This is a genomic window from Paenibacillus sp. FSL H7-0331 (assembly GCF_001956045.1).
This window is the reverse complement of sequence record NZ_MRTH01000001.1, coordinates 229,349-253,563: the sequence shown is the minus strand read 5'-3', so window position 1 is coordinate 253,563 and position 24,215 is coordinate 229,349. Positions and strand designations below refer to the sequence as shown.

Annotated in this window: 25 protein-coding genes and 1 other annotated feature; of the genes, 22 read left to right on the top strand and 3 right to left on the bottom strand. The window is 45.2% G+C overall.

The window, feature by feature from the left end; translation table 11 throughout:
* The 17 genes from ribE (at position 1) to BK127_RS01125 (ending at position 16,487) form a co-directional block, all read left to right on the top strand.
* The gene (gene ribE, locus BK127_RS01205; protein ID WP_076227710.1) at positions 1-666 is read left to right on the top strand and encodes a riboflavin synthase; all 666 of its coding nucleotides are present in this window, start codon (positions 1-3) and stop codon (positions 664-666) included.
* A 27-nt stretch (positions 667-693) separates the two neighbouring features.
* The gene (locus BK127_RS01200) at positions 694-1,908 is read left to right on the top strand and encodes a bifunctional 3,4-dihydroxy-2-butanone-4-phosphate synthase/GTP cyclohydrolase II (protein ID WP_076227708.1); all 1,215 of its coding nucleotides are present in this window, start codon (positions 694-696) and stop codon (positions 1,906-1,908) included.
* Between the two features lie 34 nt (positions 1,909-1,942).
* Positions 1,943-2,410 (top strand): 6,7-dimethyl-8-ribityllumazine synthase, encoded by a 468-nt coding sequence (ribH, locus tag BK127_RS01195; RefSeq protein WP_076227705.1) that lies wholly within the window; start codon positions 1,943-1,945, stop codon positions 2,408-2,410.
* A gap of 63 nt (positions 2,411-2,473) precedes the next feature.
* Complete coding sequence (locus BK127_RS01190) at positions 2,474-3,265, top strand: segregation and condensation protein A (RefSeq protein ID WP_076227702.1); 792 nt, start codon at positions 2,474-2,476, stop codon at positions 3,263-3,265.
* Positions 3,234-3,851, top strand: a complete 618-nt coding sequence (scpB, locus tag BK127_RS01185) for an SMC-Scp complex subunit ScpB (protein WP_076227700.1) — start codon at positions 3,234-3,236, stop codon at positions 3,849-3,851. Before BK127_RS01190 ends, scpB begins: the two co-directional genes overlap by 32 nt.
* Before the next feature lie 135 nt (positions 3,852-3,986).
* On the top strand, positions 3,987-4,658 hold the full coding sequence (locus BK127_RS01180) for a DUF2953 domain-containing protein (protein ID WP_083688959.1): 672 nt from the start codon (positions 3,987-3,989) through the stop codon (positions 4,656-4,658).
* Positions 4,659-4,766: 108 nt separating this feature from the next.
* Entirely contained in the window at positions 4,767-5,267 is a 501-nt protein-coding gene (ytfJ, locus tag BK127_RS01175) for a GerW family sporulation protein (protein ID WP_076228361.1), read from the top strand.
* Positions 5,268-5,494: 227 nt separating this feature from the next.
* Positions 5,495-6,547, top strand: a complete 1,053-nt coding sequence (locus BK127_RS01170; protein WP_305954275.1) for an HD-GYP domain-containing protein — start codon at positions 5,495-5,497, stop codon at positions 6,545-6,547.
* A 190-nt stretch (positions 6,548-6,737) separates the two neighbouring features.
* Entirely contained in the window at positions 6,738-7,910 is a 1,173-nt protein-coding gene (locus BK127_RS01165; RefSeq protein ID WP_076227694.1) for a D-alanyl-D-alanine carboxypeptidase family protein, read from the top strand.
* A gap of 51 nt (positions 7,911-7,961) precedes the next feature.
* Entirely contained in the window at positions 7,962-8,549 is a 588-nt protein-coding gene (locus BK127_RS01160; protein WP_076227692.1) for a nucleoside recognition domain-containing protein, read from the top strand.
* Positions 8,550-8,583: 34 nt separating this feature from the next.
* Positions 8,584-9,117 carry a spore maturation protein gene (locus BK127_RS01155; RefSeq protein ID WP_076227690.1) on the top strand — a complete coding sequence of 178 codons (534 nt, stop codon included), beginning with the start codon at positions 8,584-8,586 and terminating at the stop codon, positions 9,115-9,117.
* Between the two features lie 81 nt (positions 9,118-9,198).
* On the top strand, positions 9,199-9,945 hold the full coding sequence (locus tag BK127_RS01150; RefSeq protein WP_076227688.1) for a pseudouridine synthase: 747 nt from the start codon (positions 9,199-9,201) through the stop codon (positions 9,943-9,945).
* A gap of 71 nt (positions 9,946-10,016) precedes the next feature.
* The gene (resA, locus tag BK127_RS01145; protein ID WP_076227686.1) at positions 10,017-10,559 is read left to right on the top strand and encodes a thiol-disulfide oxidoreductase ResA; all 543 of its coding nucleotides are present in this window, start codon (positions 10,017-10,019) and stop codon (positions 10,557-10,559) included.
* Between the two features lie 61 nt (positions 10,560-10,620).
* On the top strand, positions 10,621-12,297 hold the full coding sequence (gene resB / locus BK127_RS01140; RefSeq protein WP_076227684.1) for a cytochrome c biogenesis protein ResB: 1,677 nt from the start codon (positions 10,621-10,623) through the stop codon (positions 12,295-12,297).
* Positions 12,297-13,544, top strand: coding sequence for a cytochrome c biogenesis protein CcsA (ccsA, locus tag BK127_RS01135; protein WP_076227682.1), 1,248 nt, complete (start codon positions 12,297-12,299; stop codon positions 13,542-13,544). Before resB ends, ccsA begins: the two co-directional genes overlap by 1 nt.
* Positions 13,545-13,915: 371 nt before the next feature.
* Positions 13,916-14,632 (top strand): response regulator transcription factor, encoded by a 717-nt coding sequence (locus BK127_RS01130; RefSeq protein WP_076227680.1) that lies wholly within the window; start codon positions 13,916-13,918, stop codon positions 14,630-14,632.
* Position 14,633: 1 nt separating this feature from the next.
* Positions 14,634-16,487 (top strand): ATP-binding protein, encoded by a 1,854-nt coding sequence (locus BK127_RS01125; RefSeq protein ID WP_076227678.1) that lies wholly within the window; start codon positions 14,634-14,636, stop codon positions 16,485-16,487.
* Positions 16,488-16,578: 91 nt separating this feature from the next.
* On the opposite strand, the gene serA is transcribed toward BK127_RS01125, so the two are convergent.
* Complete coding sequence (gene serA / locus BK127_RS01120; protein ID WP_076227676.1) at positions 16,579-18,165, bottom strand: phosphoglycerate dehydrogenase; 1,587 nt, start codon at positions 18,163-18,165, stop codon at positions 16,579-16,581.
* A gap of 66 nt (positions 18,166-18,231) precedes the next feature.
* Positions 18,232-18,492, bottom strand: a binding site (T-box leader).
* A 106-nt stretch (positions 18,493-18,598) separates the two neighbouring features.
* The gene (locus tag BK127_RS01115; protein ID WP_076227673.1) at positions 18,599-19,516 is read right to left on the bottom strand and encodes a hypothetical protein; all 918 of its coding nucleotides are present in this window, start codon (positions 19,514-19,516) and stop codon (positions 18,599-18,601) included.
* Between the two features lie 66 nt (positions 19,517-19,582).
* Between BK127_RS01115 and BK127_RS01110 the strand changes: the two genes are divergently transcribed.
* Both BK127_RS01110 and BK127_RS01105 read left to right on the top strand, forming a co-directional pair.
* Positions 19,583-20,176, top strand: a complete 594-nt coding sequence (locus BK127_RS01110) for a CPBP family intramembrane glutamic endopeptidase (RefSeq protein ID WP_076227671.1) — start codon at positions 19,583-19,585, stop codon at positions 20,174-20,176.
* A complete protein-coding gene (locus BK127_RS01105) occupies positions 20,176-20,397 on the top strand; it encodes a hypothetical protein (RefSeq protein WP_076227669.1) in 222 nt (73 codons plus the stop codon). Before BK127_RS01110 ends, BK127_RS01105 begins: the two co-directional genes overlap by 1 nt.
* 53 nt (positions 20,398-20,450) lie before the next feature.
* On the opposite strand, the gene BK127_RS01100 is transcribed toward BK127_RS01105, so the two are convergent.
* Positions 20,451-21,368: a polysaccharide deacetylase family protein gene (locus BK127_RS01100; RefSeq protein ID WP_076227667.1), complete on the bottom strand. Its 918-nt coding sequence runs from the start codon at positions 21,366-21,368 to the stop codon at positions 20,451-20,453.
* 114 nt (positions 21,369-21,482) lie between these two features.
* Between BK127_RS01100 and BK127_RS01095 the strand changes: the two genes are divergently transcribed.
* The 3 genes from BK127_RS01095 to BK127_RS01085 all read left to right on the top strand — a co-directional run bounded on the left by BK127_RS01095 (position 21,483) and on the right by BK127_RS01085 (position 24,182).
* Positions 21,483-21,788 (top strand): hypothetical protein, encoded by a 306-nt coding sequence (locus BK127_RS01095; protein ID WP_076227665.1) that lies wholly within the window; start codon positions 21,483-21,485, stop codon positions 21,786-21,788.
* A 200-nt stretch (positions 21,789-21,988) separates the two neighbouring features.
* Positions 21,989-22,591 carry a genetic competence negative regulator gene (locus BK127_RS01090; RefSeq protein WP_076227663.1) on the top strand — a complete coding sequence of 201 codons (603 nt, stop codon included), beginning with the start codon at positions 21,989-21,991 and terminating at the stop codon, positions 22,589-22,591.
* Between the two features lie 91 nt (positions 22,592-22,682).
* A complete protein-coding gene (locus tag BK127_RS01085) occupies positions 22,683-24,182 on the top strand; it encodes a DnaB-like helicase C-terminal domain-containing protein (RefSeq protein WP_076227661.1) in 1,500 nt (499 codons plus the stop codon).
* The last annotated feature ends 33 nt before the right edge of the window (positions 24,183-24,215 follow it).

Genomic DNA, 24,215 nt, shown 5'->3' with positions numbered 1-24,215 from the left:
ATGTTTACGGGTATTATTGAAGAAATTGGAAATATGAGAAGTATTTCACGGCAGGGGCAGGCGATGATATTGAGCATTGGTGCCAGCCGCATCCTGGAGGATGTTCATCTGGGAGACAGTATTTCTGTCAATGGTGTTTGTTTGACCGTCGTGAAATATGATGGCTCATCGATCACCGTCGATGTCATGCCAGAAACGTTCCGACGAACAACACTTAGCAAGCTTCATACCGGTGATCCAGTGAATCTGGAGCGTGCGATGACGGTGGGAGGACGTTTTGGTGGTCATATTGTTCAAGGACATGTGGACTCCATAGGAACGATTACTAGCAGAACGACCGATCAAAATGCGGTTGTCTACGAAATCGAGCCGGAGGATACAGCTATTTTAAAATATATGATTCCCCATGGTTCGATCACCATTGATGGTATTAGCCTAACGCTAGTGCAAGTAACCGATCAACGATTTACGGTCTCCATCATTCCACATACACTAGCCCAGACGGTGCTCCAGCATAAGAAACCTGGTGATGAAGTGAATCTGGAGGCTGATGTATTGGGCAAATATATGGAGAAGCTGCTGGGCTTTCGTACACATGGCGGAGGATCAGAGAGTAAATCTAGTAAGCTAACAGCCGCATTTTTGGCGGAGAATGGATTCATGTAAGCAAACATAGAGAGGTGGGAGTGGGAAATGACAGTACCTATTCAATTTAATACTATCGAGGAAGCTATCTACGATTTGATGTTGGGTAAGGTCATTATCGCTGTTGACGATGAGGACCGTGAGAACGAAGGTGATTTCATTGCTCTAGCGGACAAGGCGACTCCCGAGATTATTAATTTTATGATCAAGGAAGGACGCGGATTGGTGTGCGTGCCCATTACCGAGGAGCGTGCGCAGGAGCTGGAGCTGCCACCAATGGTTTCGAGAAATACCGACTATCATGGAACAGCATTTACTGTCTCAGTAGACGGGGCCGATACGACAACGGGAATTTCCGCTACCGAGCGCTCCATGACCGTAAAAGCACTTATCGATCCAAGCTCAAAGCCGCATAGCTTTCGTCGGCCTGGACATATCTTCCCTTTGATTGCCAAAGCAGGTGGCGTTTTGCGCCGCACCGGTCATACCGAGGCAGCTATCGATCTGGCTCGTATGTGCGGTTCCTATCCGGCAGCAGTCATTTGCGAAATCATTAAAGAAGATGGGGAAATGGCCCGTGTTCCGGAATTAATGGAATTTAGCCAAAAGCATGATATTAAGATCATCACGATCAAAGATATGATTCACTACCGCAATCACAAGGAGAAATTGGTAAATCGTGAGGTTGAGGTCAAGCTGCCAACGGATTACGGTGTGTATAAAGCCATAGCGTATTCCAACGCTGTCGATCAAAAAGAGCATGTAGCGCTTGTCAAAGGTAAGATCGATGGCTCGGTGCCAACTCTGGTTCGTGTTCACTCGGAGTGCTTGACGGGCGATGTGTTCCATTCTCACCGATGCGATTGCGGACCTCAGCTGAACGCGGCGCTTAAACAGATCGATGAAGCGGGTTCCGGTGTGCTGCTGTATATGCGTCAGGAAGGTCGCGGCATCGGCTTGATTAACAAACTGAAGGCTTATGTCCTGCAAGAAGAGGGCTTGGACACCGTGGACGCGAATATTAAATTGGGCTTTGCGCCTGATTTGCGAGAATACGGCATTGGAGCCCAAATTTTGAAGGATCTGGGCTTGCAAAAGATTCGCTTGCTGACGAACAATCCTCGTAAAATCAAAGGATTAGAGGGCTATGGTCTGGAAGTTGTAGAACGAGTACCGATTCAAATGCAGGAAAATGAGTCCAATGCGAGCTATTTACACACGAAACATGAAAAATTAGGACACTTGCTTGATTTTCAAATCTAATAAAAAATGATAAATTGAAAGGATGTTAATCATCATGACGAAAATTTACGAGGGACATTTAGTTTCAGAGGGTTTAAAATACGGAGTTGTTGTTGCCCGTTTCAATGAATTTATTACAGGCAAGCTGCTGAGTGGCGCTTTAGATGCATTCAAACGCCATGGAGCGACTGAAGACGAGGTTGAGGTTGCATGGGTACCAGGTGCTTTCGAAATCGCTCTGATTGCCCAAAAAATGGCCGAAAGCGGTAAATACGATGCCGTCATCACCCTGGGTGCAGTTATTCGTGGGTCCACACCGCATTTTGATTATGTGTGCAGTGAAGCGGCCAAAGGCGTTGCCGCAATCAATCTCAAAACCGGTGTACCGACGATTTTTGGTGTATTGACTACCGATTCGATTGAACAGGCGATTGAGCGCGCGGGTACCAAGGCTGGCAACAAGGGCTGGGAAGCAGCTGTAAGTGCAATTGAGATGGCGAATTTGACCAAACAGTTCTCCTAATATACAATTCAATACGAGCCTTAACGAATGAACGGCTGCTAACATTTTAAGGGGGAACGACGGTTGGACAAGGTTACGTATAAGCTTGACAAGTTTGAGGGCCCCCTTGATTTGTTGCTGCACTTGATTGATCGATCCGAAGTTGATATCTATAATATACCTATTAAAGAGATTACCGACCAATATATGAGCTATCTCGATACGATGCAGGAGCTGGAGATGGAGCTGACGAGTGAGTTCTTATTAATGGCTGCTACACTCCTGTCTATCAAAAGCAAGATGCTATTGCCAAAGCCTCCTATCATAGAGATGGACGATTATGACGATTACTTGTTCGACGAGGATTACGATCCGCGCTCCGAGCTGGTTGAAAAGCTGATCGAATATCGCAAATATAAAGCGATTGCCGACCATTTGCGTGACAAAGAACTTGAACGCAAGCTTATCTATACCCGTGAGCCTGAGGACTTATCACCATATATTCATCAAATCGTCGAGAATCCGGTTAAAGGACTCGGTGTTACTGATCTTGTATACGCTTTTCAGAGGGCTATGCAGCGTATGGCCAGCAGAAACATGGTTACCAAAATACGCAAGGATGAAATATCGGTAAAAGATCGAATGAAAGATGTAGTAAGGTGGTTAAAGGAAGCAGATGGCAAAATATTGTTTTCCAAATTAACCGATGGTGATTATTCACGGGAAAGTATTGTCACTACCTTTTTGGCATTACTTGAGTTGATGAAGATGAAAATGATCGTGTGCTATCAGCACCGATTTTTCGAGGATATCGTCATACAGGCAAGAGAGGAAGGAAAGGCGGATGGATTTTCAACAGATGAAATCAGTTATTGAAGGCTTGCTATTTGTTGCTGGAGACGAGGGTCTGGATACCAAGCAGCTTGCTGAGGTGTTGGAACTTAGTACGGATGTTGTGCGTAATTTGATAGGGGATCTACAAGGAGACTTACGGAACAGCAAGCGAGGTTTGCAAATTGTTGAACTCGCCGGAACCTACCAATTAACGACGCTTCCAGCCCATGCGCCATATTTTGAACGGCTTGCCTATTCCCCTTCACGCTCATCTTTGTCACAGGCTGCTTTGGAAACCTTGGCAATAGTCGCTTACAAACAACCGATAACCCGGGTGGAGATCGAAGAGATTCGTGGTGTCAAGGCTGAACGAGCCTTGCATACACTCGTGGCCAAGGATTTAATCAGGGAAGTCGATCGTGCAGATGCTCCTGGTCGGCCGATATTATATGGAACCACAAAGCCGTTTCTGGATTACTTTGCACTGGGTACGATTGAGGAGCTACCGGAATCTTCGCTGTTCCAGAATGATGACAATTTGGAAGAGGAGACTCGCCTGTTGTTCAGTAAACTGGATAATGGGGAAAGGCATCAAATCTCCTTTGACGATGTAACCGAAAGTGAATAATGTTGATCGACGACGCTCCTGGAATGATTTAATCAAATAGGGCTATACTAACTCCTGAAAAGAAGCTTAAGCTTCTGTGATAAGGGGTTTTTTGTTTTTTCAGGCTTGAATATTAAAAATGAGGGGTGAGCGATATTGAATTATTGGATTATAGCTGCTGTGATCGTTGCGGTAGTGGCGCTTCTCTCAAGTCCCATTAGATGCCGGTTAACGATTGTAAGAGAAGCACAGGATGATGATATCACGTTTGATATTCATGGGCTGTACGGGATGCTCAAGAAACGAATCGCGGTTCCTTTTATCCAGTTTAAAAATTTTGTCGAGGGAGTTAATGTTGAGGCTGCGTATATTGATAAGAAGGAACATCAGGTGATCAGCGTAAAAGAAGAGAAAATCACCAAGCGCAGTATTAAAGAAAGTTTTGATAATGCATTAGAGCTGTTGAGGAACTGCTTTCATTTTCACGAATGGCTGACGGTTACGCTAACCCACGTCAGGTGCATTCAATTTGACTGGAAAACCTCTGTCGGTATTGGTGATGCTCCTGAAACCGCTATGGCAACCGGCATGATATGGGGTTTGAAATCGACGATGCTCGGTTTTTTGTCCCGTTATATCAAGCTGGATGCACGACCGAAGCTGCAAGTCATTCCGCAGTATAACCAGACCCGATTTTCGACCGAGGTACTGGTAAAGCTTCAAATTAGTATGTGGTTCATCCTTATTGCCGGGATACGTTTATTGACAAGGATTCTCAAAATAAAAGGCGGTTTGAAGACTTGGCGAAGAGTGTTGTTTAAAGCGTGAAGGGCAAGTTTGCTTTACATAGTAATACCGCTTTTCGGTTAAGCTATACTTGCGTTGATTTCCTTATGTTTGAGGAATCCAGTACACAACAAGGAGGCACAACCAATGATGACAGAGCATCCCATACAAGGTCTTATGAAGACGGCAATGGAAAACATCAAGGAAATGGTCGATGTCAACACAATCGTGGGGGATCCGGTGGAAACTCCCGATGGTAGTGTGATTATGCCGATTTCAAAAGTCGGTTTTGGCTTCGCGGCAGGTGGCAGCGAATTCGGTCAAGAAGATTCCGCATCGGGTAATTCTTCAGGAGCGGGCCGTCACGATGGAGCGAATGCTCAGGTTTCACTTCCTTTTGGCGGAGGTAGCGGTGGAGGCGTATCAATCACACCTATTGCTTTTCTGGTCGTAGGTAAACAAGGTGTCAAGATTGTTCCATTGGACAATCAAACGCATTTGCTGGAAAGACTGATTGATGCAGCACCGAGTGTTGTCGATCGTATTCAAAGCATGATGAAAGGTGGACTGAATTCCACTACCCATAATCAAGCTGGAAGCGGAACGATAAGTGTAACGAATCCATCAGACAATCCAAATTATATTGTCTAAAGTTTGCTTTATTAATTTAGCAGGTCCACAGCCTTATACCAAGATCTATAAAGAGCTGCTCATCGTAATGATGGGCAGCTTTACCTATTTATTAAGGAAAATAGATTGCTCTTTTTGCAGGTTTCTTTTATATTTATTTTATCTGGATTTAATGAAAATTTTGAGAGAATTTGATGAAAGAGGTTTTCTTGGTGCGGTTATTGCCTACACGGTCTTGTAGTCCGGGAATGAAGCTTGCTAAATGTATTTATAATGAAGACGGGCTTGTTTTATTAAATGAACGTGTTGAGCTGACCCAAGCTTTAATTAATCGGCTGCAGCAATTTGGAGTCGACTTTGTTTACATTCAAGACAGGGATACCGATGATATCGAAGTTGAAGACGCGATAAGTCAAGAAACGAAAATGAAGGCCTTGGCCGAAATCAAAACCCAATTCAGAAAAGCCATGGAAGAGAACAGCAAAAGTAAATTTTCGAAAAATGCGTTTATGGGCAGAGCATTTGGCAATGTGATCAAAATGATCATGCAGGATTTGGATTCGCGTGAAGGTACGCACATCATGCTGTTAAATATGAATGTTCTGAATAATTATGTATTCAACCATTCGCTTAACGTATGTATTTACGCGACGATGCTTGGAATGGCTAACGGTTACAATCGTGAAGAAATTGCTGTACTTGGTATGGGTGCACTACTTCATGATATCGGTAAAACGCAAATTAATCAGGATATTATTAAAAAGCCGGGTAAGCTGTCACCAGAGGAATTTGCCGCGGTCAAGATGCATGCGGAGCTCGGATATCGGCTTCTAAAAGACGAGCCCAACATGCCTTTACTGGCTGCTCACTGTGCGTTCCAGCACCATGAGCGGGAGAATGGCAGTGGTTATCCAAGAGGAATTAAAGGCAATGAGATTCATGATTACGCCAAGCTGATCGCCATCATAGACAGCTATGATGCCATGACCACACATCGTCCGTATCGATTGGCTATGCTGCCGCATCAGGCGATGGAAATTTTGTTCTCGGGTGTGGAGACTTTATATGATTATAAGAAGGTTGCCTTATTTCGGGATAACGTGGCTATTTATCCGCTTGGACTCAGTGTCAAGCTGAGCACAGGCGAGAAGGGGGTTGTTGTTGTTATTAATCCTGCAATCCCGCAGCGACCTACTATTCGCATCATGGAGGGTGCGGATGGAGAGAAGATTACACAGCCCTATGAGGTAGATTTATCGAAGCAGCTAACCGTATTTGTTAGTGAAGTAGAGATGCCATGAATACTGCTATTATTCCGTAGTCAACTAAGATCCTTAAGGACCTGCAAAGTCCTGAGGGTCTTTTTTGCGCTCCGCAAATGACAGGGAGTTGTGGCTTTCGAAGAGGACATATAATGGGACAGGACCCGCATATACATGTACAAGATCGGTATGTCCATAATTGAACCTATGTTGGCAGGAGGACCCTTTTATGAAAAAAAACGTTGTGCTCTTATTGTTGCCGGTGCTGCTAGTAACGATATGGGCCCCATCACCAGTGCTGCAAGCCGCTCCAGCGATTTCAACCCATGCGGAAACGGCTGCCTTAATTGATGTACGCTCGGGGCGGGTATTGTACAGCAAACAGGGCGACAAGCAGATGCGTATCGCCAGTTTGACTAAAATCATGACGGCGATTGTAGCTGTGGAACAGGGGAAGCTGTCGGATTCAGTGAAGGTGGGCAAGAATGCTTTTGGAAAGGAAGGTTCTTCGATTTATTTGAAGCTTAATGAAGAAATGAGCCTGCACCATTTGTTGTATGGGATGATGCTGCGTTCAGGCAACGATGCGGCAACGGCGATTGCCGAGCATGTTGGAGGTACTGTTGAGGGCTTTGCGTATTTGATGAATGAGAAAGCACGAATGATCGGGATGGAGCATTCTTCGTTCAAGAATCCATCTGGATTGGATGAGGCTGGGCACTATTCAACCGCAAATGATATGGCCAAATTGGCCGCATATTCCCTGCGCAATCCGCAATTTCAGGAAATTGTAAAAACCAAGCTTAAGAAAGCGCCCAATCCAAATGAAGCATGGGATTACACATGGTTGAATAAAAACAAAATGCTGCAGCTCTACGATGGTGCCGATGGGGTGAAAACAGGCTATACCAAGCTGGCTATGCGGTGTTTGGTTTCTTCGGCAACACGCGGCGGACAGCAGCTGGCAGTGGTCACCTTGAATGATGGGGATGATTGGGCTGATCATGCCAAGCTGCTGGACTACGGCTTCGCCAACTATCCGCTGCTGCCTTTAGTTAATAAGGGTGATGGGATCGAAGGGACAGAGTGGGTAGCAGGTAAAGAGTTCCTGTATCCAACACAGGAATCAGAGCAGGGACATTATTCGTATCGGGTGGAGTTAAATGATGCCAATTCGGCAAGCTTCCGTCTGGGTGATGTGGGCAGGCTGGTTTATACATTAAACGGACAGGAAATCGGAGGTGTTCCATTGTTCCCGAAGGATAGCCCGAGATTGAAGCTGAAGGAACGTTCTGCATTTTCGTTTGATCAGTCGCAGTCGGATACAGCCTCATACGCAGATAAATGGCTGTTTATCGTTCAATTTATAGTCCGTACCCTATTTACGGGACGTGTTGGGTAATCATTGTCTAACGGATACTGTTGGATAATCATCCGAGATGGGAGTTGACCTATGGTAAATTTTATCTGGTTATTTTTTATTGTTGCTGGTGTTGGCGTCGCCGCGGCGCAAGGGAATATCGAACTGGTTACACAGGCGACCTTTGATGGCGCGAAAAGCGGGGTCACCGTATGCTTTGGTTTGATTAGTATCATGGTATTCTGGCTTGGGATCATGCGTATTGCCGAGGATGCGGGATTACTGAAGCTGCTGGCTTCTTTGCTGCGTCCGATCGTTCGGTTCCTGTTTCCAAGTGTACCTAAGGACCATCCGGCTCTGGGCTACATCATGTCCAATATGGGGGCAAATATTTTGGGCTTGGGTAATGCGGCAACTCCCATGGGGATCAAAGCGATGCAAGAGCTGCAGCTGCTGAACAGCAATAAAGAGACAGCGAGTCCGGCTATGTGCACACTACTGGCTCTGAATACGGCGAGCATTACCTTGATCCCGACAACACTGATCGCGATCAGAATGAACTTCAATTCCTTAAACCCGGCCGAGATTGTCGGGACAACCTTAATGGCTACTTTTGTGTCAACCCTCGCGGCTATTTTTGTAGATAGATGGTACCGCGCACGTAACTCTATACAGCACTAATGTTAACAACCGATAGGGAAGGGATGATTCCGTTATGTACGCCTTCGTTAATCTGATATCAGCCTGGGCGATTCCAATGATCATTGTTTTTATACCCCTCTATGCCTTGTATCGTAAGGTACCCGTTTACGAATCCTTTGTGGACGGGGCTAAGGATGGCTTTGATACCGCGATCAGAATCATCCCGCATTTGGTAGGCATGATGGTAGCAATCAGCATATTCAGAGCTTCGGGTGCCATGGAGCTGATGACCAATTGGGTGAAACCCTTTTGCGAAATGATAGGTATTCCAAGCGAGGTGCTGCCGCTGGCTATTTTACGTCCGATTACGGGGGCAGGATCACTCGCCTTTACCACCGATCTGCTGCAGCAGTTTGGCCCCGATTCCATGGTCGGACGTATAGCATCCACGATTCAGGGGAGCACCGATACTACGATGTATGTGATTACTGTCTACTTTGGAGCGATAGGCATCCGTAAGGCAAGCTATGCGCTAAAAGTGGGATTGATCTCGGATGCAGTCGGTTTCGCTGCTTCCATTTTTATTTGTTATCTGGTATTTGCTTAGAACTGACACAGATTTTCGCCTGAGCAACTTGTGATTTCTCTGTAGGATGAGTATCATTAGGTTTGAGGTGAATGGAGACTAATGGAACGATTACAAAAAGTATTGGCAGAAGCGGGAGTAGCCTCCCGTCGTAAGTGTGAGGAATTGATATCGGCTGGACGTGTTCAGGTTAACGATGAGGTTGTGACAACGCTTGGAGTTAAGGTTGACGCCAGCAAAGATGTGATTACCGTAGATGGCCGCAAGATCAGACAGGAGAAAAAAGTATACGTGCTATTTAATAAGCCAAAAGGGGTTATTACGAGTGCTTCGGACCCGGGCGGACGGAAAATCGTAACCGACTTTCTGGAGGATATCAAGGAACGGATTTACCCGGTAGGTCGGCTTGACTATGATACTGAGGGCTTGCTGCTGCTGACCAATGATGGAGAATTTGCCAATTTGCTTACGCATCCAAGGCATCATGTGCCGCGTACTTACCATGCCACGGTAAAAGGGGTTCCACATGGTTCGTTATTGGACAAGCTGCGTGATGGAATCGAGCTCGAAGATGGGATGACGGCTCCTGCAGAAGTGGATTATTACGATATTGATCCGGCTAAAAAGGAAACTATTGTTTCCATTACTATTTATGAAGGACGTAACCGCCAGGTTCGCCGTATGTTCGATGCCATCCAATTTCCTTTAATCAAGCTCAAGCGTGTACAATTCGGACCTATAGCTTTGACTGGAGTTCCACGGGGAAAATTCCGCCATCTCGAAGCCAAAGAAATTAAAGAGTTGACCGAGGAAGCACTAAGGACACATAAAATTCAAAAAGACAAATAAGCGTTGGCATTAAAGTTAGCTATAATGAAAATAAAGCTAAACTGACTAGCTTCCGTTTGGAGTGAACATCAATGGGCAAAAATAAAAGATGGATACAGTTGGCGATTTTTGCCATTGCCATAGTGATCGGTGCATTGACGCTGTTCAATAATTTGTATGCCACGGATAAACGACCGGTCGAAGGCTCCAAGGCGCCTGAATTTACTTTGTCTGGATTGGATGGTAAGAAACATACACTGTCTGATTATAAAGGGAAAACGGTGATGGTTAACTTTTGGGGCACCTTCTGTCCGCCTTGTAAGGAAGAAATGCCTGCCATTCAACATCAATTTGACAAGCGGGACACACAAAATGTAGAGTTTCTTGCTTTAAATCTCGGTGAAAGTAAAATAACCGTGCAAAGCTTTGTTGACCAATATAAAATCACATTTCCGATTTTGTTGGATGACAACGAAGCAACGCGCAAGCGATACGGTGTCAGCAATTATCCGACAACGTTCTTTATCTCTCCAGACGGCAAGATTGCCAAGATTATGGTCGGGGAGATGAGTGAGGCTTTTATTGAAAAGACACTTGAATCGATCAAAGCTTCAACCCAAGCTGCTCCCAAATAATTGATCATTACAATGAGAACCCATTGCTAGACAGTAAGAAAGAAAGCTCAGGAGGCGCCCCATGATTCAAAACACAAAATGTGAATGCGGTCACCTGAATCATGTCGGGACCGTACTTTGCGAAGCCTGTGGAAAGCCTCTCTATGAAGAGGCTGGCACGGAGCCACTTGAAATGCGTTATGATGGAGTGGCGAGACGCTCCCAAAAAGCCAATCCGGATGTAATTGACAAGGTATGGAATTTCTTCTCTTCCGTTAAGATCGCAATCTATATGATCATCATTACGTTGCTGGGCTCAGCAGTAGGCACGATTTATCCGCAGGAAAATTCATTTCTTAATTTTGACCCTTCGACCTATTATGAAGATACGTACGGGACGTTAGGGAAGATTTATTATTTACTGGGATTGTCGCATACCTTTGAATCCTGGTGGTTTATCGGGCTCCTATTAATGATAGGAACCTCGCTTGTCGTTTGCAGCCTAGATAGGGTACTGCCGCTTTACAGAGCTCTATCCAAGCAGCAAATCCGAAAGCATCTTAAATTCATTTTACGTCAAAAGGTTTCCTATAGCGGTGATCTTCCTCACAAGGTCGCATCTTCAGAGGCAGAGGAGCAAGCCTGGGTTCAACAAGCTGCCGAGCAATTGAAGAAAAAGCACTATCGAGTACATACAGAAGGTACCGCACTGCTGGCGGAAAAGAATCGGTTTAGCCGCTGGGGACCTTATATCAACCATATCGGACTCATTATTTTTTTGCTGGCCATTCTGATGAGAAGTATACCAGGCTGGCATATGGACCAGCATGTCGCTTTTCCTGAGGGACAAGTTGTCAAAATTCCTGAAACGTCGTATTACCTGAAAAATGAAAAATTCACATTGGAATATTATGATGCGAATGAGATGTCTGAAGGATTTCGTGCCAAGGATCAGGCAGTACCCAAAATATACGAAACGAACGCGGTCTTATACACATGTAAAGCCGATTGTGATGATCCTTTCAAGCAGCCTGTGCTTGAGGAGGTTCACCGTCAAAATATTATTGTGAATGAACCGCTTGAGTATAAAGGATTAATGGCTTACCAATTTGACTTCAAGGAATCACCGATGCTGATTTCCGTAAAGCCTACGCTCAAGGACAAACAAACCGGTACTGCATACGGCAGCCTGGACTTGTCGATGACAAGGCCTCAAGACAGCTATCAGGTTGGACCTTATACTTTAAAGGTAAAAGCATATTTCCCGGATTTTGGACTGGATGAAAAAGGGGTTCCGATGACCAAGTCCAAGGACCCCAAGATGCCGGCATTTATATTCTCGATTACAGGTCCGGAAGTAGCAGCGGAGGGTGTGCCCTACCTTTACTTTCCAAGACAGGTAGACAAGGTTACATTCCGTCAGGATGACATCAATGGCGAAATTGGAAACAAGCTGGAGCTTTCTGTTAATTCTATGGCCGATGTGCAGTTTTCAGAATACATCAGTTATTTGAATATTCGTGTGGATCGTGCAATGCCATATATTTGGGTGGGGGCTGCGATTTCCATGATAGGGCTGGTTATGGGCTTTTACTGGCATCATCGTCGTATCTGGCTTCGAATCGATGACGGACGGCTGTCTCTTGGCGCTCATACAAACAAAAACTGGTTTGGCATTCGTCAGGAAGTCGCCCAGGTTCTTCATAAATCGGGAATTGAAGCCGATCCCAAATCGTTGGAAACAGGAGTGGTCACATAATGACAAGCAGTTCGTTTTTACTAATCGGTTTCATCGTCTATAACCTGGCTTTTCTGATGTTCGTTATTGCCATCCTCGGCAGGAAGTGGGCTCAGGATAATCCTATCGAGCATACGCGAAAATGGGGTAATTATGCGATAGGAGCCACTATTATCGGACTTGCCGGTCATGCGGGATTCTTCTTTACAAGATGGTATGAAGCGGGACATATACCTACAAGCAACATGTATGAGTTTATGACATTTCTTGGAATGATGATCATTGTTGCTTTTATCGTGGTGTACTTTATATATCGTGCGCCTGTGCTCGGGGTATTTGCAGTGCCGATCGGAATCATTATCATTGGTTACGCATCTGTATTTCCCAAGGACGTACAACCGCTTATCCCGGCTCTGCAAAGCTACTGGCTGAAGATTCATGTCACGACAGCGGCATTTGGAGAAGCATTTTTTGCAGTCGGTTTTGCTGCTGGTTTGATGTATCTGCTGCGCTGTGTTAATTTTGATAGCAAGGAGAAAGGTGATCGCAAGGAGCAGCGTGGAGTTGAGGTTACGATATTTTCCTTGGTCATGATCATTGCTTTTGTCATTTCCATATTTGGTTTTAATGCATCCGGCTATCATGCCAGATTCGCTAACGATGTGCTATACATGGGTAAGGATGGCGTGGAGCAGACCATTAAGCAAAATGTTGATTATGTGCTGCCACCGATCTTCAAGCCTTTTGAAGGGGAACAGGTGGAGATGAAGCCATTTCTTGGCATGACTGAGGCGCCATTCGAGGCTCCATCATGGATGAAGGGATCGAACGCCGGCCGCAAGCTCAATACTGTGGTTTGGTCCATTGCTGGAGGCTTGATTCTTTATGGATTACTTCGTCTGATTGCCCGTAAGCCGTTAGGGGCTGCAATCAGTCCATTGCTGAAAGGCATTGATCTTGAAGACATTGATGAAATCAGCTATCGGGCGATTGCGATAGGTTATCCGATTTTCACACTGGGTGCTTTGATTTTTGCTATGATCTGGGCGGCTGAGGCATGGGGCCGATTCTGGGGCTGGGATCCCAAGGAAGTATGGGCGCTGATCGTCTTCTTGTATTACGCTGCATATTTGCATTTACGGTTTTCAAAAGGATGGCAGGGTAAACGTTCAGCCTGGCTCGCCGTGATCGGTTTTATGGTCGTTATGTTCACGCTGGTTGGGGTTAATCTGGTTATCGCAGGATTGCATTCGTATTCGGGAGCATAAAAGTTTTTCTGAAAGTACCCGTGGATTTCATTCAGGCTATCGGTTATTCCGAGAAAGGGATGGTATTCCACCGCGGCTCCACCCCACAAAGTGAAGAAAAGCCTTCGAAGCGAATTCCGAATACTTTGCGGGGACCCCGTGAAAGGCATATTATTTTATGAGGTAACCAATTGAACTTCAAAGGCGGCCGTTACACTTTCCATACCATTCCCTTTCCCTACATACACCTGCATGAATAAAATTCACGTAAACCAACTTCAAAAAACTCTATGTTTGTAAACTCATTTCATAGTAAAAAGAATATTAATCAAGCCGCGAAGGACGCGCAATTAAGGACATATAACAATAGAACAGAGAGGGTTGAAAAGCCGATGTCTGATGTTAAAATGACAATTTTGGTAGTCGACGATGAAGAGCGGATTCGCCGCTTGCTGCGCATGTATCTGGAGAAAGAAAATTTCATTATCGATGAAGCGGAAGATGGCGAAACGGCTTTGAAAAAAGCACTTGAAACCGATTACGATTTAATATTGCTTGATGTCATGCTGCCGGGTATTGATGGTAACGAGGTGTGTGCAAGACTGCGGCAAGTTAAATCAACTCCGGTCATTATGCTTACGGCCAAGGGTGAGGAAACGAACCGGGTACAAGGCTTTGAGATGGGTGCAGACGACTATGTCGTGAAACCGTTTAGTCCTCGTGAGGTGATTTATCGGGTCAAAGCGATCCTGAGAAGATCCTCGGTGACGGCTTATTTATCCAAGGAAGTTAATTCGAGCAACAATATTGTATTTCCTAACCTCATCATTGAGCATGATGCGCATCGGGTAAGCGCGGGTGGACAAGAGGTTGCACTGACTCCCAAGGAGTACGAGCTCCTTCATTACTTGGCGGTATCGCCAGACAAAGTATTTTCACGGGAAGAGTTGTTGAAGGACGTATGGAATTATGAATTTTTTGGGGATCTGAGAACGGTGGACACGCATGTCAAGAGGCTGCGTGAAAAGTTGAATAAAGTGTCGCCGGAAGCTGCTTCCATGATTACAACCGTGTGGGGCGTCGGATACAAGCTTGAGGTGCCAAAGTAACGTGTTTAGCTTAAAAGGTATCGTAGGTAAGCTATGGCTGACTATAATCGGACTTGTTGCTGTTGTTCTGCTCGTGCTTGGTTTGTTTCTCAGTCAATATTTGGAAACGTCTTTTCCCAAATCTCAGGATCAGATCGAGAATTTACGAAAGCTGGGCCAGAAGGTGACCAGCGGCATTGCTTTACACAATGAGGATGAGCGTTATATCGATTTGGTCAATGACCTGTTAAGTGCCCAGGATGCAACGGTGTTTGTCGTTGATGTTGACTTGAAGCCGATGAAGTTATCGTCCCAGAAGCCGAACTCCATGAATTTGCAATATGATGATTTTTTTTCGGCTGTCATGCTGAAGCGGGTATTTGCTGGAGAAACGATTGATAATCAAACCGTTAACAGTACCGGAAGCAGACAGCAGATGAATAGCCAATACTCAGCTGTAGCAGTTCCCTTGATGGACTCGACACAGCAAAAAATTATCGGAGCAGCGATTCTGTATCAGGCGGCTCAATCAGTAGAAGCGACACAGGCTTATGTCATTCGATTATTTGCATACGTATCCTTGATCGGTTTTTTAATGACTACTTTTTTTGCTTTTTTTCTGCTGACGAAGATTACTCAGCCTTTACTTAAGCTCAAAAAAGCAGCCGATTTAATTTCGCTTGGGGAATATGGGACCCGGGTACCTATCACCTCATCAGATGAAATCGGTGAGCTGGGTAAAACATTTAATCGCATGGGTGAGGAATTATCGGATACGATTAAGGCGCTCAGCCATGAAAAAGAGCATTTATCCAGTATATTACGCAGTATGACAGATGCTGTTATTACGTTTGATTCGGATGGAAGTGTGATTCTGGCTAATCCTCAGGGCGATAAAATCGTCAATGACTGGAATCAGATCCACTGGATCGATGGCGAATCAGAGCAATCCATGCTACCTGTGCTTCAACAGCACAGCTCGGTCATTCCCGAGCCGATGAGAATGCTGTTTGACGAAGTCATTACAGGAGCCAAAGAAATTACTTCCAAGCTGCATGTTCAAAACGAGGTATGGTCCGTTGTCATGACCCCGTTGTATGCTCGTGCAGCCGTGCGCGGCGTGGTTGCGGTTTTGCGGGATGTTACAGAGGAATTCAGGCTGGACAAGCTGCGCAAGGATTTTGTAGCCAATGTATCTCACGAGCTTCGTACGCCATTATCGATGCTGCAGGGCTACAGCGAGGCGCTGCTTGATGATATCGCAGGTTCCGCTGAAGAACGACAGGAGCTGGCTCAGGTCATCCATGAGGAATCGCTTCGAATGGGCAGACTGGTCAGAGACCTATTGGATTTGGCACGGATGGAGACCGGTAATATCGAGCTGCATTTTCGGGTGGTGGAGGTACGGAGCTTTATCAAGCGCATGCATCGCAAGTTTGCCGCGTTATCAAAGGAACAAGGCATTCTGATGAGCTATGAGCTGCCAGAAGAAGAGCTGATTCTGTACCAAGCCGATGAAGATCGGTTAGAGCAGGTGCTGACGAATTTATTGGATAATGCCATACGGCATACGCCTGCTCAAGCAGAAATCGTCATGCGTGCTGAGCGGCACACTTACAAGGATGAAGCTGCGGTTCTGATCGAAATTATCGATCAAGGTATCGGAATTCCTGCGGGTGATCTGCCTTATGTATTTGAACGCTTTTACAAAGCAGACAAGGCCCGTACACGCGGTGCAACAGGGGGAACCGGACTCGGTTTATCGATTGTTCGTAACCTGGTAGAGGCGCATCAAGGCGCTGTCGCGGTTAAAAGCACTGTGGGGCAAGGAACGACATTTTCTGTGCTGCTTCCCGTTAAAATGATAACAACATAAAAAGAGAGCTCCGATAACGTATCGGAAGCTCTCTTTTTATGTTGAACGAACAAGATTATTCTTGTTGTTCGTGAAACAGTCGAACAGGATCTTAATCCAGTGTGAGCTCATTCACATGGGTCAGCTCAGGCAATTGGATAAGCTGTTGAAGAACTTCCTTAGGCGTCTTTTTATCCGTTGACAGGACCATAATGGCCGAGCCACCAATAACCTTACGGCCAACCTGCATCGTAGCGATGTTGACATCATTGCTGCCAAGCAGGGTTCCTACTTTACCGATGATGCCGGGTTTGTCGTTATGAGAAATGAGCAGCAAATTGCCGCTTGGTGCGATATCGACCGGGTACTGGTCAATTTGTACGATTCGTTCGCCATATCCGGCTAACAGGGTTCCAGCAACAACACGCACCTCGTTTTTGGCTTTCAGCGTAACCGAAACCAGATTAGTGAAGGTTTGTGTAGCTGCTGATTTTTGAATCACGATATTCACATCACGAGTTTTGGCAAGGTGCATCGCATTGACGATATTAACACCTTCCAGTTGGTTAGCCAGGATACCGCGTACGATATAACGAGTTAACGGTGCTGTGTCTACATCAGCCAAATCTCCGGAGTAATTAACCACGATCTCTCTGATCGCAACTTCTGTAGTTTGACCGATAAATTTACCAAGCTTGTCACCAAGGTTGAAGTAAGGCTGTAGTTTGCTTAACACCGCTGGTGGAACCGGAGACATGTTAACAGCATTTTTGAAAGGCTCATCACGTAAAATATGAAGCACTTCTTCGGATACGTCAATAGCTACATTTTCTTGAGCTTCAACTGTAGATGCACCCAAATGCGGGGTCACGATGATTTTGGGATTGTTGAGGAATGGGTGATCGGCTTGAGGCGGCTCTTGCTCATATACGTCAAAAGCAGCTCCAGCAACGATACCGGCATCAATAGCTTCAACCAAAGCAGCTTCATCGATAATGCCGCCGCGCGCACAGTTAATAATGCGTACGCCTTTTCTCATCAGTTCGAATTGAGGACGGGCAATGATATGACGCGTCTCTGGAGTCAATGGTGTATGCACCGTAATAAAATCAGCTTGCGCCGCGATTTCATTCACGCTTCCGAGCTTAACACCCATTTGTTCAGCACGTTCTTCAGTCAGGAAAGGATCATAGCCAATCACGTTCATACCAAAAACTTTGGCGCGCTTGGCCACTTCACTTCCGATACGGCCCATGCCAAGAATACCCAGCGTTTTATTACGCAGTTCAACACCAACGAAAGTTTTGCGATCCCACTCACCGCTGACGGTTTTTCTGTAGGCTTGTGGAATGGAGCGTGCTACAGACATCATCATAGCAAATGTCAATTCACAAGTTGCAATTGTATTTCCATCAGGAGCATTGATGACCACAATACCACGGCTGGTAGCTGCTTGAAGATCGATGTTATCTACACCAACGCCTGCGCGTCCTACAACCTTCAGCTTAGGAGCAGCAGCCATAATGTTATCGGTCACTTTGGTTTGGCTTCTTACCATCAATGCGTCATAATCAGCAATAATCTCGATTAATTCGCTTTCCGATAAGCCGATTTTTTTGTCCACTGTCACGTCTGCTGCATCATTAAGCAGTTGAATTCCCAAATCACTGATTCCATCCATTACTAATACTTTGTACATGTACGCCAACCTCCACTTTTTTCTAGACAAACTAAAAAACTCTCCATCCTCGTACGTTAAACGTATACAAGGGACGAAGAGTTACTTTCGTGGTACCACCCTAATTCACTGTCTGATTGCACAAACAGCCTCATGAGCCGCAAGGACTCAGAAATGTAACGGTTTCTAACCGGCTGCACCTACAGACGTCTGGAATCACGAGATTCAGGCGGCATTCAGAACAGCAACTCTGGAGTGCTCTCTTGTAAACCCTAATGTCCGATTTGCACCTGTTCATCGGCTCTCTGTGCATTAAAGGTGTTACAGGTTCTCCGTCAACGTTTTGTAACAAATTGAATTTTCATAAGCGTAACATGACCCCAAAGGCGATGTCAATAGGGGTAATGGGGTTGTCACAGCTTGTTCAAAAGCTTTCAGATCGGTGTCCTTTTTTTTAATTTTGTGTAAAAAAGAACGGGAGCTGCGGTAAGGTTTCATTCGGATATAACCGGTTTTTATTGCGAATAAAATCTCCAGAGCGGACGGCATCTGTAGCATTCAGGAGATCAATAACCTGCTGAACATCTGCCAGGTTTAATTTGCTCGATTGGCCCGAGCTTACCATTTCATCAATTCGGCTTGAAAGGTCCTGAGGTGTATATAGTTTGAACAACTTGCCATTCAATAATGCATTGGATATGTATTCATTCTTCATGCTTAAACTCAGAGGGGTCCAATCCTTGAGAGACAAAGGTTTACTAACATCGACCTGCTTCAGCTGCGGATTATCAGCCAAATTCCATTTGATGATGGAATCGTAATAATCTTTTTGAGCAGACAGTGAGAATTTTTTGGCTTCAACCAAATAAGCATCTTTATTCATTTCGGCAACAAGATCATAACTGGGAGTACTGTTGGCTTTTCCTTGGATGTTACCCAGCGCCTCACTGAACAGTTTTAAGCTTTTCAAATAATTTTGCAGTCCTTCTTGCAATAGTGGGGAAGAATCTGGCATTGACTTATTGCTGAGCTCGCTATACTTTTCTTTGGCAAGCAAGCCGAGGTCCTTGAGAATTGCTGAAGCGTCTGAAGAGCGGTTGGTCTCAAGCTCGTTCATTTTTTCAAACCATTTCATGTGAAATTCCCTGTAAGGCTGATAAATGGTATGATAGTAGGACACCAGATACTGTTGATGATAAGCGGAATACCCATTCTGGACTTCTGTTTTTTTGAATAGAAGCTCCTCATACTTGGCTGTGGCACGTTCTTGTCCCATTCGAAGACCGAAGAAAAAAGTCCCTAAAGCTAAAACAAGCATAAAAATAAAGGTTAATGCAAACAAGTAATCATAACGTGACAATCGTTTGTTCATAGCCAAGGCACCTCGTTTATTTTCTAATGATAGTATAGGTGATAATGTCGAAAAAGGGAATAATAGATGAAAAAATTTAATTTTAGGCAATTTAAGTTTCAGAAGCTGGATATAACGACTATTGATGAACGTACCGTCGTACTCAATGTATATATCACGCAGTTTCTCGTATTTGCGGCGGGTTGTATCATCATGCTTTTTCAAAAACCTTGGTTTCAGCAAATGTTTTCACTAAATCAGGGAATGCTTTTGCTTGTATGGGGGGTTGCATTTGCTGTTGTTGTCCTGATCGTTGATGTGCTGATTTCGAATTGGGTTCCTCCGGAGGTTACGGATGATGGGGGCATCAATGAGCTGATATTTAAAAATCGACCCTTGTGGCATATTATCGTGCTGTCATTTGTTGTCGCTTTTTGTGAAGAATGGTTATTCAGGGGTGCGATTCAAGCGTCGTGGGGGCCCTATTGGACCAGTATTTTATTTGCCGCGATTCATATACGGTACCTGCAGCACTGGCTGATGACGGGTCTGGTATTCGGGATCAGCTACGGACTTGGATGGATTTACATACAAACAGGTTCGCTATGGACGCCGATTATTGCGCATTTTATGATCGATTTGATTATGGGTTGTATCATTCGTTATAGGAGAGAGAAATAATGAGTTCCAGCATAAAACCGAATCAGCAAGCCCAAGAGGATACAACACCTCTAACAGAGACAGACGAGGATGAAACGTTTCTGCCCCCTAGAAAAGTGGTTCACCCGGCGGAAAGCGACAGATGGCTGCGAATTTTTTACTTGTCATTGTTGTGGGTGTTTATATTGTTAGTAGCCGGTTTATTGTTATGGGGCTGGCAGCGTGTAAAAGGAGAGTCTTAACAAAAAGGTGAACCGAGCAGCGATGATGCTGAGGGTTCACCTTTTTGTTAAGCTTATAACGTTGTATCGATCGTTGCGGGGTCTACAAAGCCATAATTTTTTTGTTCCAGCTGTGTCAGCAGGTTATCCATGGCTTGGACGGTCCATTGCAGCTCGTGCATCAGAATATTGCTGCCTGGCCGCAGCTGCTCAAGCACGTTGCTGACTACTTTGTCCGGATTGTTGTTCTTGGTGGTCATTTCCCAGTCCAATGAGCCGTTGGACCATGTCATGAACAGCATATTCTCCTGCTTCACCTTTTCCCGGACCAGATCTCCACCTGATCCAAAAGGGGGTCGGAAAAATTGGGGTGCGTTTCCGGTCAGCTCCGTAATCTGCTTTTGCACATCTCCGATTTGCTGATCGATCTTGTCTTTATTTTCTTTTTTCAAATCAATATGATCCCAGGAATGATTGCCTATCATATGTCCGTGGTCTGTGATGAGCTTGATCAACTCGGGCTTTTGCTTGACCCTATATCCATTTACAAAAAAAATCGCCTTGGCATGATGCTTGTCCAATGTTTCAAGCAAGGGTTCAAGCATGTCCTTGTCCTTGGGGCCATCATCAAAGGTTAACAATACAACGTTTTTATTTGCCGCGGCAGAATCAATCGGCACAATATCATAGGATTTGGGATTTAATTTGTACAGCTTGGCAGTTGCTTGTGGTAATACTGCCGCAGGCGGTGTGGAAGGTGTCTGTGGTGCTGGCGTCGTGCCTCCTGGTGCTGTTTGTATAGGTTTAGCAGGCTCTGCTGGCGTGACTGGTGGCGTATTGCTATTCTCAGCAGGCTTGGGAGTTGTGGGGGCTGGGCTGACACTGCTGGTTGGCGGGGTGGCTGATGCAGCAGGCTGCGTAGTGGACTGACAAGCTGTGGCTGAAGCCAGTAGTGCTGCTGCCGTGAGGCCCATCAGCGTTTTTTTTATCATGGTAGAAGTACTCCTGTTCTATGTGAATTTGGGTGTTTCCTGATTTTATCATGCATGGAACGCAAGTACATAGTGAAAAATAAGTATCGTAACTAAATAGATGGAGGGATGACTATGAGAGTAGGGTCTTTTTTACTTGGCGGACTTGTAGGTGCAGCGGCAGTTGTCTATTTGAGCGGCAAGAGCAGGTCGATGTTGATGTCCTCCTTTAGCAGCAATAACCAGTCTATAGGCAATAACGTAAATAAAAATGGCAGCAACCATCAGTCTGCCGGTCATAATGCGAATAAATCCGGGAGCACGGAGAGGTCCGGGTTAGGACGCGTTGAGGAAATCATTAACAAAGAGCCTGCTTTGAAGGCAACTGTTGATGAAATTTTGCGCGATAGCAAGCATAAAGAGCAGTATCAGACGCAGTAAAACAGGCGTTAAATAAGGGATTGTAAGGCATGAACGGGGATTTTCCTGTTCATGCCTTTCTTTTTTTATAGCCACAATAGATTTATTGTTATGTTGTGATATAATACTCATATAATTGAATACAAGCTTGAAGCTTATTCACCTTTTTAAGCTTACTTCATAAGCTGTTATTAATAGTGGCGGCAAGGGAGGAATCCTGTATGAAAATGGAGCGTTTGAGTCAGGACAAGATACGGATTTTTCTCACTTTCGACGACTTGACGGAGCGAGGTATTCAAAAGGACGACATGTGGAGAGAAATTCCCAGAGTTCATGAGTTGTTCAGTGACATGATGGATCAAGCATACGCTGAACTGGGCTTTGACCCTACAGGGCCATTAGCTGTTGAAGTGCTTGCCCTACCCGCTCAAGGGATGGTCGTCATTGTGACACGCGGCAAGATGGAATTTCATCATACTTCGGAATCGTTTGATGAAGAAGTAGAAGAAATGTATGAGCTTGAAGTGACTCTTGAACAAACGGATCAGATCTCTTATGTGTTTCACGATTTTGAAGATTTGCTGCGTATGGCAAAGGTTATTCAACCCTTGCTCACTGATGGAGGCATTTTATTTTCTTATAAAGAGAAATGGTATTTGCAGCTTGATGCTGTCGATATGGAAGAGAGTGGGTATCAATCCATTATCGCCGTCTTGTCCGAATATGGCGATGCTGCTTCGGTAACCCGATCTGTTCTTGAGGTTTATGGCAAAACGGTGATAGCGGCCGATGCCATCAATGTGCTGTGCACGCATTTCAAATAGTGTCAAAGTATTAAAGCTGTACGCGGCATTCTCAAAAACAGTATTGTTTTTGTGAGTGCTTTTTTTATTGCTTACAACACAGGAGGGCAACATGTCTATCAATCAAATGGGGACGTCCAAATCTACCTTGAATCTGGAAGAAATGGTCGTGTATTATCAAAAGCAGCTTCGTGAGGATGCGTTATATTATCTTGGCAAAAGAGGAATCGAGCAGGAAACGATTGAAATGTTTCGGATCGGTTTTGATCCTGGCAAAATAGGCTTTTATGTAAGTCCCAATCAGTGGGGCGATTATTTTGAAAACCGGATTATTATTCCCGTGACGAACGCGCAAGAGGTAATAGTTGATTTGATTGGAAGATCCATCGACCATCGGGAGCCGAAGTACAAATCACTGACCGGTGAGGATTTTATGTTCAACGAGGAGATATTGGAGGACACAGAGGACGTCATTTTGTGTAATGGCGTATTTGATGTGTTAAGTCTCGCACAAGCGAGGCTGCCAGGGGTAAGCGTCCCTTATTGGCTCGGATTTAAAGAAACACATGTCGAGCTCTTAAAAGATAAACGTGTATTTATCTGCATGGGTAACGATGAATTGGGACGGCGGGAAAGTGTAAGAATTCAAACGATGCTTCAGCAAGCAGCCAAGGAAACCTATATCGTCCATTTACCGGAAACGATCCGTGATGTGAATGACTTTTTTGTCAGAGCGCAAAACCCGTTGGAAACGTTTATCGAAATTCTCAATCAAACGATGGAGGATACGATGATGGTACCCGTGGCACCGGACTCGAATCATATCACGATTTATACCGAGGAATATATGAAACGCTATCGTGGACAAGTTTCCGGCACGCCGAGTGGTATTGCGAAGCTGGATGAAGCCTTATTCGGCGGATTTGGTTGTGGGCTGTATTTGTTGACAGGGGCTGCGTCCATCGGAAAAAGCATGCTGATGAAGCAAATGGCCGATCATATTGCACTTGACGGGACTCCTGTCATTTATGTGTCGTGGGATATGACTGGTTTTGAGCTGTGGGCAAGAAGCATTGCGCGTATTCTTGGCGTGGAACCACAGCTTGTGATGAGCGGTAAAATTGATCCGGATCAGATCGGCGCGGCCAATGCCCAGTATATCCCGATCAGCAAAATGCTGTGGACACTCGAATGCTCCATGGAAACGACACTGGAAAAAGTAATTGCCTCCATAGGTAAAATTGCGATGGTCGTGGGCAAAATGCCAATCGTGTTCATCGATCATCTGCAGCGTGTGCCGATTGTAGGCGGAAAATCACTTCCGGCAACAGCAGCCGAAAGAAATACGATGATTACGTATGCATTAAAACAGTGGTCCAAGGAAGCTAACGTGACTGTCATTGCCGCTATGCCTGTGGGCGATAATATTCCGATATCTATCCCTGAGGGTGTGGAAGCATCAGCTGATGTGATTATGCTGCTCAATCCACAAGGCTTGTCCGTAAACGGAGAGGAACAACATATTGCCCTCCAGCTGTTGAAAAACAGAAACGGCTCCCTTGTGCAAATTCCGCTCGTGTTCCAGCACCAAAAAGCATTTTTTTCACAATAAAATGCTGAAAGGTGCACAAAAAGAAAGGCTAAG

Excerpts from the sequence above, each read along its gene's own strand:
- ribE (WP_076227710.1), top strand. The coding sequence starts at position 1 with ATGTTTACGGGTATTATTGAAGAAATTGGAAATATGAGAAGTATTTCA.
- BK127_RS01200 (WP_076227708.1), top strand. The coding sequence starts at position 694 with ATGACAGTACCTATTCAATTTAATACTATCGAGGAAGCTATCTACGAT.
- ribH (WP_076227705.1), top strand. The coding sequence starts at position 1,943 with ATGACGAAAATTTACGAGGGACATTTAGTTTCAGAGGGTTTAAAATAC.
- scpB (WP_076227700.1), top strand. The coding sequence starts at position 3,234 with ATGGATTTTCAACAGATGAAATCAGTTATTGAAGGCTTGCTATTTGTT.
- ytfJ (WP_076228361.1), top strand. The coding sequence starts at position 4,767 with ATGACAGAGCATCCCATACAAGGTCTTATGAAGACGGCAATGGAAAAC.
- BK127_RS01170 (WP_305954275.1), top strand. The coding sequence starts at position 5,495 with ATGAAGCTTGCTAAATGTATTTATAATGAAGACGGGCTTGTTTTATTA.
- BK127_RS01165 (WP_076227694.1), top strand. The coding sequence starts at position 6,738 with ATGAAAAAAAACGTTGTGCTCTTATTGTTGCCGGTGCTGCTAGTAACG.
- BK127_RS01160 (WP_076227692.1), top strand. The coding sequence starts at position 7,962 with ATGGTAAATTTTATCTGGTTATTTTTTATTGTTGCTGGTGTTGGCGTC.
- BK127_RS01155 (WP_076227690.1), top strand. The coding sequence starts at position 8,584 with ATGTACGCCTTCGTTAATCTGATATCAGCCTGGGCGATTCCAATGATC.
- BK127_RS01150 (WP_076227688.1), top strand. The coding sequence starts at position 9,199 with ATGGAACGATTACAAAAAGTATTGGCAGAAGCGGGAGTAGCCTCCCGT.
- resA (WP_076227686.1), top strand. The coding sequence starts at position 10,017 with ATGGGCAAAAATAAAAGATGGATACAGTTGGCGATTTTTGCCATTGCC.
- resB (WP_076227684.1), top strand. The coding sequence starts at position 10,621 with ATGATTCAAAACACAAAATGTGAATGCGGTCACCTGAATCATGTCGGG.
- ccsA (WP_076227682.1), top strand. The coding sequence starts at position 12,297 with ATGACAAGCAGTTCGTTTTTACTAATCGGTTTCATCGTCTATAACCTG.
- BK127_RS01130 (WP_076227680.1), top strand. The coding sequence starts at position 13,916 with ATGTCTGATGTTAAAATGACAATTTTGGTAGTCGACGATGAAGAGCGG.
- serA (WP_076227676.1), bottom strand. The coding sequence starts at position 18,165 with ATGTACAAAGTATTAGTAATGGATGGAATCAGTGATTTGGGAATTCAA.
- BK127_RS01115 (WP_076227673.1), bottom strand. The coding sequence starts at position 19,516 with ATGAACAAACGATTGTCACGTTATGATTACTTGTTTGCATTAACCTTT.
- BK127_RS01110 (WP_076227671.1), top strand. The coding sequence starts at position 19,583 with ATGAAAAAATTTAATTTTAGGCAATTTAAGTTTCAGAAGCTGGATATA.
- BK127_RS01105 (WP_076227669.1), top strand. The coding sequence starts at position 20,176 with ATGAGTTCCAGCATAAAACCGAATCAGCAAGCCCAAGAGGATACAACA.
- BK127_RS01100 (WP_076227667.1), bottom strand. The coding sequence starts at position 21,368 with ATGATAAAAAAAACGCTGATGGGCCTCACGGCAGCAGCACTACTGGCT.
- BK127_RS01095 (WP_076227665.1), top strand. The coding sequence starts at position 21,483 with ATGAGAGTAGGGTCTTTTTTACTTGGCGGACTTGTAGGTGCAGCGGCA.
- BK127_RS01090 (WP_076227663.1), top strand. The coding sequence starts at position 21,989 with ATGAAAATGGAGCGTTTGAGTCAGGACAAGATACGGATTTTTCTCACT.
- BK127_RS01085 (WP_076227661.1), top strand. The coding sequence starts at position 22,683 with ATGTCTATCAATCAAATGGGGACGTCCAAATCTACCTTGAATCTGGAA.